This window comes from Segatella copri (assembly GCF_015074785.1).
Lineage (GTDB): Bacteria > Bacteroidota > Bacteroidia > Bacteroidales > Bacteroidaceae > Prevotella.
In genome coordinates this window covers 2,915,001-2,928,407 of sequence record NZ_CP042464.1, presented here as the reverse complement: position 1 = coordinate 2,928,407, position 13,407 = coordinate 2,915,001, and the positions used below count along the sequence as shown (strand labels likewise).

The window sequence follows — 13,407 nt, the reverse complement described above, 5'->3', positions numbered from 1 at the left end:
CTGTTTATCGGTGTTTCCGAGGGTTAGGTGAAGAGTGAAGAGTTTTTCGCAGTTCCTTTCTTAAAATTCTTTCTCAGGCTTTTCCGATAGCTGTCCGTCTAGAACAGCCCACTGTTCTCATAGCGGCTAGTTGGCTGTCTGTGGTTCGCCAGTTGGCTGTTTGCCGATAACAGCCTCTCAATCTTTCGAAGAAAAAATTATTTATCCAACTTAAAAAATAAAGAACATGAACAATATTTCAATCCATTCCATTGATACGGTATGTCTCAAGGAGGCGTGCCCGGTACATCACCTTTGTGCTCGTTTTGAGCGTTATCAGAAGTTGCGTAAGTCGGAGAAGGTATTCAGCATTCTGAACCCGGACCATATAGCCTGCAGCGAGCAGGGCTGCGCCTATCGTCTTCAGAAGAAGATCATACGCATGGCACGCGGATTCCGCCGCATGTTCGGTACGATACCTTCTGCCAATACGCCTCATTTCTGGCACTTTTCACCCTATATCAGCGAAAGCACCTATTGCAAGGCGAAGCGCGGCGCCATCCTCATCGCACCCGATATGCAGCAGAAATTACTGCGTCTCTTCGAGCAGAATGGCGCCGATATCAGCATCGGTTTTGATGAATATGTAGAGCAGGAGGGCTATGAAGAAGTAGATACCTCAAGCTGTAAAAAAATATAATTTTTTCCATCTTTTAGCGGTAATGAAACAGATTTTTATTATTTTTGTTTTCTGAATTTTACAACTAAACAATAAGAAATAGATTATGCGTGTTATTATCGAAAAAGATTATGAGAAGCTGTCAAAGTGGGCAGCTGATTATGTAGTTGAAACAATTAACAGATTTCAACCAACTGCTGAACGTCCTTTTGTTCTGGGTTTGCCAACCGGTTCTTCACCTCAGGGCATGTATGCCAACCTGGTAAAGGCGGTAAAAGAAGGCAAGGTTTCGTTCAAGCATGTCATCACCTTCAATATGGATGAATATGTAGGTTTGCCGGAATCTCATCCTGAGAGCTATCACTCTTTCATGGCTGCCAATCTCTTCAATCATATCGACTGTCCTAAGGAGAATATTCATATCCTGAACGGTAATGCCGAGAATCTGGAAGAGGAGTGCCGTCATTATGAGCAGATGATAGAAGAAGCGGGTGGCATCGACCTCTTTATCGGTGGTATCGGTCCTGATGGCCATATCGCTTTCAACGAGCCATTCTCTTCTCTAACCTCACGCACACGAGTAAAGACGCTCACTACAGATACAAAGATTGCCAACTCCCGTTTCTTCGATAATGATCCTGAGAAGGTACCTAGTCTGGCTCTGACCGTAGGTGTGGGTACCGTGATGGCTGCCCGAGAGGTAATGATTCTCTGCAACGGTCATAGCAAGGCGCGCGCCCTGCAGGCTGCCATCGAAGGCCCTGTTACCCAGGCTTGGACCATCAGCGCTCTGCAGCAGCACCAGCATGGCATCATCGTTTGTGATGAGATTGCCTGCGATGAACTGAAGGTGGGTACTTACCGCTACTTCAAGGATATCGAAAAGGATAACATCTAAGTTATCTGATGCCTATAAAAAAGAATAAGGATGATGACTATTCGTCATCATCCTTATTTTCTGCTATTACCTGAGGACCGCGAACCTTGTCCTTGAGTCCCAGACCTTTCTTGATTTCAATATTTACTCCATCGCTCAAACCGGTAGTTACCTGTTTGCGCTCATAAGTCTTCTTCTTGTCGCTACCTTTTATGATATATACAAAGGTAGAATCGCCGCTAAACTCGATGGCACTCTCCGGAACGGTGAGTACATGGGTAGCCTTTGCCAGTACAATCTCGGCATTGGCGCTGTAGCCTGAACGGATCTTGCCGCCCTTGGTAGAACGGATGGCTGCCTTTACCTCAAACTGGTTGGCACCATTGTTTTCTACAGCCTTAGGAGAGATATACTCCAGGTTAGCCTCGAAGTTGAGGTTCTGCAAGGCTCCGATGGTAATCTTCATCGGCATTCCTGTAACGAGACTTCCCACTTCGGTTTCATCGATATTGCCACGGAAGATGAGGTCGTTCATGTTGGCCACACTGGCGATGGTAGTACCATCGTTGAAAGTGTTGGCAAGAATCACCGAGTTACCCACCTTGACCGGAATATCGAGGATAATGCCCGAGATGGTAGAACGGATGAGGGTGGAAGAAGCGCTGGCATTGCTCTTGCTTACACCATCACGCACCACCTGGAGAGCATCTTCGGCAGCGGTAACTTCCTCGCGTGCCTGTTTCATCGCCTGCTTTACCTTATCAAACTCATCGGCGCTGACCAGCTGTTTCTTGAAGAGCTGTTCTTCGCGACCATAATCCACCTGTGCCTGTTTCAGGTTGATTTCTGCAAGGCGCACGCGAGCCTGAGCCGAACTGAGCTGTCCCATATCCGGAATCACCTTTACCTTGGCGATAACCTCGCCCGCCTGAACATAATCACCCGCTTCTTTGCAAATCTCGGTGATGATACCGCTAATCTGAGGCTTTACGCTCACCTCGTTGCGAGGCTCAATCTTGCCTGTGATGACGGTAGTTTTCAAAACATCAGCCATCTTAGGAGTAAACTCAGTATACTCCACAGGCTTAGGCTGCGATTTCTCATAAAGGAACACGAAGGTTCCGATGAAGATCAAGGCGACAATCGCCGCAACAATCAACTTTGAATACTTTTTCATATCTTTTATATCTTATTTTTTCTTTTATTCGTCTCTCATCGCATCTACCGGTTTGATGCTCATGGCTCGCCATGCAGGGGCGAGTCCGGCTAGACCGCCGAGAATGCAGATGAGGATGGCAGAAGAGATGGCCGTCCAGAAATCTACCTGGAAGTGGGCGGTAAGAATGCCATCCGTGGTACTTCCTACTTCTAGCATCTGCAGGATGGCAACACCGAAGAGAATGCCGCTCATGCCGGCTACCAGGGTGAGGAGAATACTCTCGGAGATGATTTGCGAGAGAATCATCTTAGGCGTGGCTCCGATGGCTCGGCGGATGCCTATCTCGGTGGTTCGCTCCTTTACCGTTACCATCATGATATTGGAAACTCCGATGGCGCCGGCGAGAAGGGTACCGATGCCTACCAGCCAGATGAGGAAGTTGACGCCCTTGAACAGGTTGTCGAGCATCTGGAAGAGAACTTCGGTATTGAACACCATAATGCCCTTTTCGTCGGTAGGGTCGATGCTGTGGGCTCTTGCCACGGTTTCTCTCATCCGCTGGGCAATGCTGCTCATCACTACGCCCGGTTTGCCGGTGGTGGCTATGATGTCTACTGCCTTACCCCGGTTATAAGCGCTGCGCAAAACCGATTGGGGCAGGGTGATGGTTTCATCGGCACGACCGCCGAAGTTCACGCCGTTGCCCGAGCGGTAATCTACGCCTATCACCATATAATAGGTAGAGTCTACTCTTACGCTCTTGCCGCACGGATCACCGCCGCCAGGAAAGAGATTCTTGTAAATCTGTTTACCGATGACGCAAACCTTGCGCTGCTGGCGCACATCCATCTCGTTGATGTATCTGCCGTAAAACATCTGTGGCGCAGAAACTTTGGCGTAGTCAGGATTTACGCCCTGGGTGCTGCCGCTGAATTTTTTGTCTCCAAACACCACCGACTTGTTGCCGCCGAAGAGCAGCGGGGTAATGACATCGAGTTCGGGCACCTGGTGGCGCAATCTGTCCAGGTCTTTCTCTTCCATCTGCCAGGAGCGCCCCTTGTTGAATCCCTTGTAGGGTTTGGTGGTGTTCTGCGCCCAGATGATGGCGGTGTTGGTGGCAAAGCCTGTGAAGTTGTTTTGCAGCATCTCCTTCAGTCCCTGTCCGCCACCCATCAGGGCGATGAGCATAAACACGCCCCAGAACACGCCGAAGCCCGTAAGCAGACTGCGGCTCTTGTTCCTCGTGATGGTGTCGAGAATCTCTTTATATGTATCTAAATCTAATCGCATAGCCTATTCTATATATATAATAAGGTGTAAGCAAGAATGAATTCAACATTCAACACTTAGCATTCAACATTTTGCATTACTCTGCTCTCAGCGCCTCTATCGGTCGGATTCTTGCAGCCTTGATGGCTGGGATGAGTCCGGCGATGGTGCCTGCGATGACGATGGTGATGGTGGCACCGATGCAGGTGCCGATGCCCACCGTAGGATTCACAAACATGGCGGCTTTAAACAGTCCGGTATCTACGGTGGTGTGGCCGATGGTTGCGTCCATGATTTCGTTTGCCGCCACGCCACATACCATTCCGATGTAGCCGAAGAACGAGGTGATGATGATGCTCTCGGTGATGATGAGCTTCAGTATCGACCAAGGCTTGGCTCCGATGGCTTTTCTTACGCCAAACTCTCGGGTTCGCTCCTTCACGGTGATGAGCATGATGTTGCTTACGCCCACGATTCCGCTCAGCAGGGTGAACAGACCTACTATCCAGAGTGCCGTCTGCATGATGGCGATTCCCTGGTTCATCTGGATATTGTCCATGTATCGGTTCCAGAGCCAGATGGTTCGCTCGTCATCAGGTGCTGCCTGATGGTTGTTGTTGATGCTGGCACGATAGTTCTTTTCAAACTGCTTATTGTCCTCCCTGGTCTTCAGGTTCTTGATGGTAAACTCCAGACTTCCCGCATCATCGCCCTTGGCGTAGATGGTCTTTATGGTGGAGTAGGCGATGAAGGCTTCGGTATTGTTGCGCGATTCATCATCCTTGTAGATTCCCACCACCTGGAAGTTGAGATTGCTGATCTTTACGTTCTTGCCCACCAGCGAACGATAGTCTTTGCAGAGTTCCTTGGCCTGGCTTCGGCTCAGTACCACATTCTTGCGCTGCTCCTTCATATCGATTTCGTTGATGAATCGTCCGGCAATCAGCTCCGTCTTGTCGATTTTGGGATGCGTAGGAGCCACACCCACCAATGACTGGCTTGCCACATAATTATCGCCATAGTTGATGTTCACGTTATACTGTTCCAGTCTTCCGCCCACATCATCTATGTATTGACCGTAGGTCTTGTTGCTGATGAGGATATCCTTGTCGTTGAGCGTGATGCTTCTGCCTTCCTTCAGTCCCTTGTAAGCCTTGGAGGTTTCGCCCGGGAATACTCGCATGGAGTTGGCAAGGAATCGGGTGCTTTGCTGCAACTGGGCATTAATCAGTCCGTTGCCGGCGCCCAGTAGGAATATCAGCATGAAGATTCCCCAGGCAACGGCAAATCCCGTAAGCGAAGTGCGGAGCTTGTTGCGCTTCGACGTACTCCATATTTCCTTGATTAATTCTCTCATTATTTTTAGTTAATAATTAATAGTTGATAGTTTATAGAGGGCTGGCGCCATCAGCAGTTCTGCCCTATTAACTATAAACTTTAAACTATAAACTTCTTACTTCACGTAGTCTTTCGATACGAGATGATGGTCTCTGTTGTCTTCGATGCTTCCGATGAGTCCGTCCTTGATATGGATAACCTTATCGGTCTCGTTGGCAACACCGCTTTCGTGGGTTACCACCACGATGGTCATTCCCTCTTTCTGGTGCAGTTCCTTCAACAGGTCCATCACTTCCACGCTCGTTTTGGAGTCGAGGGCTCCGGTAGGCTCATCGGCTAGGATGATTTCCGGTTTGGTGATGAGGGCACGGGCGATGGCTACACGCTGCTTCTGTCCTCCCGACATCTCGTTAGGATAATGGTTGGCCCATTGCTTCAAGCCCAGTTTTTCTAGATATTCCATCGCCAGTTCGTGGCGCTTCTTGCGGCTCACGCCCTGGTAGAAGAGTGGAAGCTCTACGTTTTCCACCGCCGTCTTGAACGAGATGAGGTTGAACGACTGGAAGATGAAGCCGATCATCTTGTTGCGGTATTCGGCAGCACGGGTTTCCGAGAGGTCTTTGATGAGCACATCGTTGAGTCGGTATTCGCCCGTATCGTAGTTGTCGAGAATACCCAGTATATTTAATAAGGTGGATTTTCCCGAGCCGGAAGCACCCATGATGCTGACGAACTCGCCACGTTCGATGTCGAGGTCGATGCCCTTCAGCACATGGAGTGGCTGAGCACCCTGGTAGGTCTTGTTGACGTCTTTTAGATGAATTAATGACATATTACTTTCGTTTTATGGATATCAATTTAAACCATTAGACGCTTGCAACTTTCTGAAAGTTGCAAGCGTAACTCTTTTTTAAAAACGTTATTACATACACCTTATTATATATAAGGCAAAGACAGAAGCTATAAATATATATTTGAGGATGAATAGTGTCATCATATCTTTATCTTTTTGAGATTCTTCTCCAACTCTTCCTTCACTTCATCGATGGAGATGTCGAGAAGCTGCATTTGTCGAGCGAGTTCCGGGAGTCTTTCTTTCATAAACTCCTTTTTGCGGGTTTTCTTAATCTGCTTCTTGGCTCCAGCGGAAACAAAGTAGCCCAGGCCTCGCTTGTTGTAGATGATCTCATCGTTGGCAAGCAGGTCGTATGCCTTCACGGTTGTGTTGGCATTTACCTCCAGCAGCACGGCGTATTCCCTGACGCTCGGTATTCGTTCGTCTTCCTTGTACTTGCCCGCCAGAATCTCATCGCTCAATCGCTCGGCTATCTGTACGTATATTGCTTTATCGTTACTGAAATTCATAATCTTCAAATTTTAATTCTTAGATGTTGATCCACTTGTTGCAGATAACCTGCATACGGGTGAAGAGCTTGTAGGATGCCCAATAGTTGAAGGCAGCCAAAGCAAGAAATACTGCAGACGAGGTGAATACAGTACAATATTGAGCAGAAGAACACTCTTCGATGTGCAAGGTTCCTATGAAATCAAGCCATCCGGCTTCACCCAGTTCGTTGATAATATAACCCAAAATCAGACAAAGTGCTAATCCCGTACATGCTGTCAGAAGCACAGGAAACTTACGGTAGAAGGCTCCTCCCAGGGTTGCGAAGGAATGGGCAAATATCAGGAAGGAGTAGACTGCCAGAATTGTTTGCCAAGAATTGTCTATTGGTGAAAGGGCAAAAATGGTGTGGCTGAGTACTGGCCATGTAAGGCTGATATGGAAGCCTGGAGTGATGAAAAAGCTAAAGATGAGCTGGATAATATCTGAAATGACCAAGGCTCCTAGCAAAGTCACAAGACCACCAACGGTAACAACCAGAAATCGAGCCACATATTTTTCCAGGTTAGTGGCAGGAAGCATCAGGAAACTTTCGCGCTGTAACTTGGTCTTCATGTTTCTGAAGATGCAAGATGCCAATACGTAAATGACCATAAAAGAAATGAATCCAAAGAACATATATGCGGATTCCTTATAACTGTCGGTCATGGCATCTAGTTCATGGGATGCTGCAATAAAGCCACTAATTCTGTAAAGCCGGATGATGTTTGCAATTGAAAAACAGATAGCGAGTCCTGCAATGATTCCCAAATTATAGGTCCAGTTGTTTAATACATCCCAACGGATAACCATTCCTAATCTATTTAAATCGAAATTCTTTTTCATAATCGTCTAATCATTTAATCGTTTAATTTTCCATTAATTACTGCATTGAAGAGCAACTCCAGGTTCATCTGTGTTTCCTGCTCACCCTCCTGTTGCTTGCAGATGGCGGCATTGCCCTGCAGGGTTGGCTCGGCGTAGAGCACGGTGTCGTCCATCTCCTGTGGGTTGCGGTATTCGAAGGTGTATTTCTCGCAGATGTCTGAAACCGAAGCGTCGAGCAGAAGCTGGCTCTGGTTCATGATGATGATGTGGTCGAGCAACGACTCTACATCGTGCACCTGATGAGTAGAGATGATGAGGGTGCGGTCTTCCGTCATGTTATTGGCGATGACCTTACGGAACTGGCTCTTCGATGGGATGTCGAGACCATTGGTTGGCTCGTCCATCAGAAGAAAGCGGGTACCCGTGGCGAGTGCGAAACTCATGAATACCTTCTTCTTCTGTCCCATCGAGAGTTCGTTCAACTTGAGAGAGAGTGGTAAATCAAAATCCTTGAGGCAACGGTCCAGCACTTCCTGCGAGAAGTTAGGATAGAACCCCTGGTTCATCTTCACGTAGGTGGCGAGGGAAACGTTGGGCAGTTCAAACTCTTCGGGCACCATGAAGATGTCCTTCAGCATCTCGGCTTTGCGATCTTGTGCCGAAATGCCATCCACGAGAATGGTACCTTGTTGCTGGCGGAGCAATCCGCTGATGAGGTAGAGCAGGGTGCTCTTGCCTGTACCGTTCTTGCCGAGCAAGCCATAAATGTTGTTCTCCTTGAGTTCCAAAGAGAAATCTCTAAATACAAGGTGCTTGCTACCTGGGTATCTGAAATCAATGTCTTTAATCTGTATCATAATCTTTGATGTTTTAGTGTACTACTTCAATAGAACACTGCAAAGGTATGCTTTTCTGCGATAAGTTCCAAACTTTTGGGCAATTATTTTCATACTTTAACGTATTGTTAACAATTCCACCTTATTATATTATAAGAAGAGTATGATATGGATGAATGTCTTGTAATATAGAACTTTATAAAAAAACAAAGGCATCGGAAAGCAAAAACTTCCCGATGCCTTGATCCTTATTCTTAAGTCGTTTAGATATATTTCATGAGAATGTCCCAAACTGCAATGATGTGGCAGATACTACCAGCTAAAACGAAGAAATGGAACACGGAATGCATGTATTTCTTCTTGTTGATACTGTAGAATACGGCGCCCGTAATGTAGCAGACGCCTTCGGCAATAATCCACCAGACTGTGGCGGTGGATACGGAGTCTATCAAAGGTTTAAAGGCAACCAGTACCGACAATCCCATGCCTACAAAGCAGATGGTCTCCAGGTTGCTGTGATCCTTGAGTCTGGCAAAACTCATGATGGTTCCGGCAATGGCGCAAGCCCAGATAAAGATAAAGAGGCTCCATCCCCAATATCCCTGGTCTCGCATCGCAATGAGCGTGATTGGCGAGTAAGAACCGGCAATATGCCAGTAGATGGCGGCATGGTCCCATTTGCGCAGTCGCTCCTTCCATTTGCTCCAGGCAGAAACGGCATGGTAAACCGTTGAGGCGATGTAAGACATCAGCATACCGAACAGATAGAGGATAACTCCCGCCGTAGCCCATCCGTTATGCATCGTAAAACACCAATATAAGAAGATGGCTCCCACGACAAAGCCCATCAGGATACCTCCTGCATGCGACCATGAGTTCCAAAGTTCTTCTTTATGACTGAAATGTATCTTTAGTTTCATATCTCTATATATCTTTTCGTTACACATTCTGCTGATTTTGAGAAATAGGGCATTCAAGCCACTATACCTAAATCGTTATCAGCTATAACATTGCAAAGATACTAAGAATTTCTTAAAGTGGACTATCTTTTAGGAATTCTTTCGATTTCTAAAGTGTTTTCTTTGCTTTATTTGCTGATTGTTTGTCCTTTTCTGCTTTCTTCGAAAAATAAATCAAAAAAGTATTGGAATGTATTGGATTTTTTTATAATTTTGCGATGTGAAAATGAGAAATCATCTCTCACAAAATTGAAACTATAAACGCAACTAATAACTTAGAAAGGTAATATGAAGTTAAAATCAATTGCACTTATATTGATGACTGTCGCACTTCCGGCGATGGCAGAAAAAGTATCTGTAAATACAAAGGGTATGTCGCTCATTCTCGATGTTGAGAATGGAAAACCTGCCCAGTATCTCTATTTCGGTACTAAGTTGAATCCTAACGATTTGCAGAATCTGAAGGTCGCTACTGATGGCCGTATGGATGCTTATCCGGCTTACGGACTGAATACTCCAGCTGAAGCGGCGCTTGCCATGCGTCATAGTGATGGCAATCTTTCAACTGCACTCGTGGCTACGGGCTGTGATGTGAAGAACGAAGGAAATGCTTCTGTTACGACCGTTCATCTGAAAGATCCTGTATATAATATAAAGGTAGATTTGAAGTATCGTGCATACAATGATGTTGATATGATTGAGGCATGGACCGAGATTCTGAATGGTGAAAAGGGTACTGTTACCCTGACTACCTTCGCATCGGCTATGCTTCCTATCCGTCGTGGAGATGTCTGGATGAGTCATCTTTCCGGTACTTGGGCAGCAGAGGGACAATTGAGTCATGAAAAACTGCAGCCAGGAGAATTTGTAATCCGAAACAATGATGGTACCCGCAATTCGCATACCGATCATGCAGAAGTCATGTTCTCGCTCGATGGTAAAGGACAGGAAAATGCGGGTAATGTTATTGGTGCAGCCTTGGTTTATAGCGGTAACTATAAGCTGAAGACGGTTACCGATGATACCGAATATCATTATTTCTTTGCCGGTATTAATGAACAGAACTCTGAATATCATCTTAAGAAAGGTGAGACTTTCAAAACTCCTGCACTCGCTTTGACCTATTCAACACAGGGCTTGAGCGGTGCAAGTAGAAACTTCCATAAATGGGGACGCAAATATATCTTGGCACATGGAGATAAGGAGCGTGATATCTTGCTCAACTCTTGGGAAGGTGTTTATTTCGACATCAACCAGAAGGGAATGGACCAGATGATGGCTGATATCCATAGTATGGGTGGTGAACTCTTCGTGATGGATGATGGATGGTTCGGAACCAAATATCCTCGTGTTACTGATAACTGTGCACTCGGCGACTGGGTGGTTGATACCAAGAAACTTCCTAATGGCATTGAAGGCTTGCTGAGCGATGCCAGAAAAAACCAGGTAAAGTTTGGTATCTGGATCGAACCGGAAATGACCAATACTACCAGTATGCTCTATGAGAAGCATCCTGATTGGGTTATCAAGGCTCCTAAGCGAGATGCTGTTCTGGGCCGTGGCGGTACTCAGTTGGTGCTCGATCTCTCAAATCCAAAAGTACAGGACTTTGTTTTCGGTGTAGTAGACAATTTACTTACTAAATATCCAGATATAGCCTACATCAAGTGGGATGCCAATATGGCTATTATGAATCATGGTAGCCAATACTTGTCTGCAGCCGATCAGAGTCATCTCTACATTGCTTATCATCAGGGATTTGCGAAGGTTATCGACCGTATTCGTGCTAAGTATAAGGATGTGGTGATTCAATGTTGCGCAAGTGGCGGTGGCCGTGCCAATTGGGGCATGCTCCGTGGTTTTGATGAGTTTTGGGTAAGTGATAATACGGATGCCATGCAGCGTATTTATATGCAGTATGGAACCAGCTATTTCTTCCCAGCCATCGCCATGGCAAGTCATATCTCTGCAGTGCCAAACCATACCGTATTCCGCACTACTTCTTTGAAGTATCGTATTGATGTAGCTATGAGCGGACGTCTTGGAATGGAAATCCAGCCAAAGAATATGACGGATGAGGAAAAGGCTCTCTGCCGAAAGGCTATCTCTGAATACAAAGAGATCCGTCCTGTTGTTCAGCTTGGCGACCTTTATCGTTTGGTTTCTCCGTACGATAATCAGGGCTTGTCTTCTATTATGTATGTTAGTGAAGCAAAAGACAAGGCTGTCTTCTATTGGTGGAAATTGGCAAACTTCTATAATGTTCATTTGCCAAGAGTTAAGATGGCTGGTTTGGATGAGAATAAAATATATAAGGTAAAAGAGTTAGATGTAATTGATAACAAGCCTCTTGATTGCGAGGGAAAATCTTACTCTGGTAAGTATCTTATGGAACATGGCTTGGAAATGCCGTATGTTCATGAGGTAGACTGGGGAAAGAAGAACGACTGGTCGTCTCGTGTTCTCTATTTGGAGGCAGAATAGTTTTCTGGTACCATTTATGTATATGCGCATGCTTGTGTGCCCACACGCAGATATGAGCGCGTGTATGTATATAATAAAGTGATTGGTATCAAAATTAGTGCAAAATAAGATGAAAGTGTTAAAATACTGTTAATTTCTAAACTTTTTCCGGAAAATGTTTGGCGGTTTCGGAAAATGTTTGTACTTTTGCACTCGCTTTTGAGAAATACGCTTTCTCTTAGCGATTAAAGAAAGAGTTCTTTGAAAGATTTTACATAAACAGACAAGTAGTACAAGAAGCGGTTTTGGATTACACCTTATATTATATAGGGAGTATAAAGAAACTGGGTAAAAGAAACGAACCGTCAAGCAATTGACAAGTCAGGTTTACTAAGCTTCAATAAACGAAAAGGATATTCGTCCTAAGTACAGATAACAAACACCGATTGCTTCAGCAATGAGGCAAGAAGTAAAAATGATATTTTACAATGGAGAGTTTGATCCTGGCTCAGGATGAACGCTAGCTACAGGCTTAACACATGCAAGTCGAGGGGAAACGACATCGAAAGCTTGCTTTTGATGGGCGTCGACCGGCGCACGGGTGAGTAACGCGTATCCAACCTGCCCACCACTTGGGGATAACCTTGCGAAAGTAAGACTAATACCCAATGACGTCTCTAGAAGACATCTGAAGGAGATTAAAGATTTATCGGTGATGGATGGGGATGCGTCTGATTAGCTTGTTGGCGGGGTAACGGCCCACCAAGGCGACGATCAGTAGGGGTTCTGAGAGGAAGGTCCCCCACATTGGAACTGAGACACGGTCCAAACTCCTACGGGAGGCAGCAGTGAGGAATATTGGTCAATGGGCGAGAGCCTGAACCAGCCAAGTAGCGTGCAGGATGACGGCCCTATGGGTTGTAAACTGCTTTTATAAGGGAATAAAGTGAGAGTCGTGACTCTTTTTGCATGTACCTTATGAATAAGGACCGGCTAATTCCGTGCCAGCAGCCGCGGTAATACGGAAGGTCCGGGCGTTATCCGGATTTATTGGGTTTAAAGGGAGCGTAGGCCGGAGATTAAGCGTGTTGTGAAATGTAGACGCTCAACGTCTGCACTGCAGCGCGAACTGGTTTCCTTGAGTACGCACAAAGTGGGCGGAATTCGTGGTGTAGCGGTGAAATGCTTAGATATCACGAAGAACTCCGATTGCGAAGGCAGCTCACTGGAGCGCAACTGACGCTGAAGCTCGAAAGTGCGGGTATCGAACAGGATTAGATACCCTGGTAGTCCGCACGGTAAACGATGGATGCCCGCTGTTGGTCTGAATAGGTCAGCGGCCAAGCGAAAGCATTAAGCATCCCACCTGGGGAGTACGCCGGCAACGGTGAAACTCAAAGGAATTGACGGGGGCCCGCACAAGCGGAGGAGCATGTGGTTTAATTCGATGATACGCGAGGAACCTTACCCGGGCTTGAATTGCAGAGGAAGGATTTGGAGACAATGACGCCCTTCGGGGTCTCTGTGAAGGTGCTGCATGGTTGTCGTCAGCTCGTGCCGTGAGGTGTCGGCTTAAGTGCCATAACGAGCGCAACCCCTCTCCTTAGTTGCCATCAGGTTAAGCTGGGCACTCTGG

Annotated in this window: 11 protein-coding genes and 1 rRNA gene (1 of these 12 cut by a window edge); 4 read left to right on the top strand and 8 right to left on the bottom strand. The window is 46.4% G+C overall.

The annotated features are described in order from the left end of the window. The first annotated feature begins 226 nt into the window (after positions 1 to 226). Together FO447_RS12105 and nagB are read left to right on the top strand one after the other, a co-directional pair. Complete coding sequence (locus FO447_RS12105) at positions 227 to 679, top strand: DUF6078 family protein (RefSeq protein ID WP_200756522.1); 453 nt, start codon at positions 227 to 229, stop codon at positions 677 to 679. Positions 680 to 764: 85 nt separating this feature from the next. Continuing rightward, positions 765 to 1,556, top strand: a complete 792-nt coding sequence (nagB, locus tag FO447_RS12100; protein ID WP_200756520.1) for a glucosamine-6-phosphate deaminase — start codon at positions 765 to 767, stop codon at positions 1,554 to 1,556. A 37-nt stretch (positions 1,557 to 1,593) separates the two neighbouring features. On the opposite strand, the gene FO447_RS12095 is transcribed toward nagB, so the two are convergent. From FO447_RS12095 to trhA, 8 genes are all read right to left on the bottom strand, one after another. After that, positions 1,594 to 2,712, bottom strand: coding sequence for an efflux RND transporter periplasmic adaptor subunit (locus FO447_RS12095; protein WP_006848209.1), 1,119 nt, complete (start codon positions 2,710 to 2,712; stop codon positions 1,594 to 1,596). 24 nt (positions 2,713 to 2,736) lie between these two features. Continuing rightward, positions 2,737 to 3,984 carry an ABC transporter permease gene (locus FO447_RS12090; RefSeq protein ID WP_118065455.1) on the bottom strand — a complete coding sequence of 416 codons (1,248 nt, stop codon included), beginning with the start codon at positions 3,982 to 3,984 and terminating at the stop codon, positions 2,737 to 2,739. Between the two features lie 76 nt (positions 3,985 to 4,060). Then, a complete protein-coding gene (locus FO447_RS12085) occupies positions 4,061 to 5,320 on the bottom strand; it encodes an ABC transporter permease (protein ID WP_200756518.1) in 1,260 nt (419 codons plus the stop codon). Between the two features lie 96 nt (positions 5,321 to 5,416). Beyond that, positions 5,417 to 6,133, bottom strand: a complete 717-nt coding sequence (locus FO447_RS12080) for an ABC transporter ATP-binding protein (protein WP_006848206.1) — start codon at positions 6,131 to 6,133, stop codon at positions 5,417 to 5,419. 161 nt (positions 6,134 to 6,294) lie between these two features. Continuing rightward, positions 6,295 to 6,666 carry a GntR family transcriptional regulator gene (locus tag FO447_RS12075; protein ID WP_200756517.1) on the bottom strand — a complete coding sequence of 124 codons (372 nt, stop codon included), beginning with the start codon at positions 6,664 to 6,666 and terminating at the stop codon, positions 6,295 to 6,297. 19 nt (positions 6,667 to 6,685) lie between these two features. Beyond that, positions 6,686 to 7,531 (bottom strand): hypothetical protein, encoded by an 846-nt coding sequence (locus FO447_RS12070; RefSeq protein WP_200756516.1) that lies wholly within the window; start codon positions 7,529 to 7,531, stop codon positions 6,686 to 6,688. Between the two features lie 14 nt (positions 7,532 to 7,545). Then, the gene (locus FO447_RS12065) at positions 7,546 to 8,370 is read right to left on the bottom strand and encodes an ABC transporter ATP-binding protein (RefSeq protein WP_200756515.1); all 825 of its coding nucleotides are present in this window, start codon (positions 8,368 to 8,370) and stop codon (positions 7,546 to 7,548) included. A gap of 242 nt (positions 8,371 to 8,612) precedes the next feature. Continuing rightward, on the bottom strand, positions 8,613 to 9,269 hold the full coding sequence (trhA, locus tag FO447_RS12060; protein WP_117695654.1) for a PAQR family membrane homeostasis protein TrhA: 657 nt from the start codon (positions 9,267 to 9,269) through the stop codon (positions 8,613 to 8,615). A 327-nt stretch (positions 9,270 to 9,596) separates the two neighbouring features. Between trhA and FO447_RS12055 the strand changes: the two genes are divergently transcribed. Together FO447_RS12055 and FO447_RS12050 are read left to right on the top strand one after the other, a co-directional pair. Then, positions 9,597 to 11,792 carry an alpha-galactosidase gene (locus FO447_RS12055; RefSeq protein WP_200756514.1) on the top strand — a complete coding sequence of 732 codons (2,196 nt, stop codon included), beginning with the start codon at positions 9,597 to 9,599 and terminating at the stop codon, positions 11,790 to 11,792. A 464-nt stretch (positions 11,793 to 12,256) separates the two neighbouring features. Then, positions 12,257 to 13,407: ribosomal RNA gene (locus FO447_RS12050) — 16S ribosomal RNA — on the top strand; it runs 381 nt beyond the window's last position.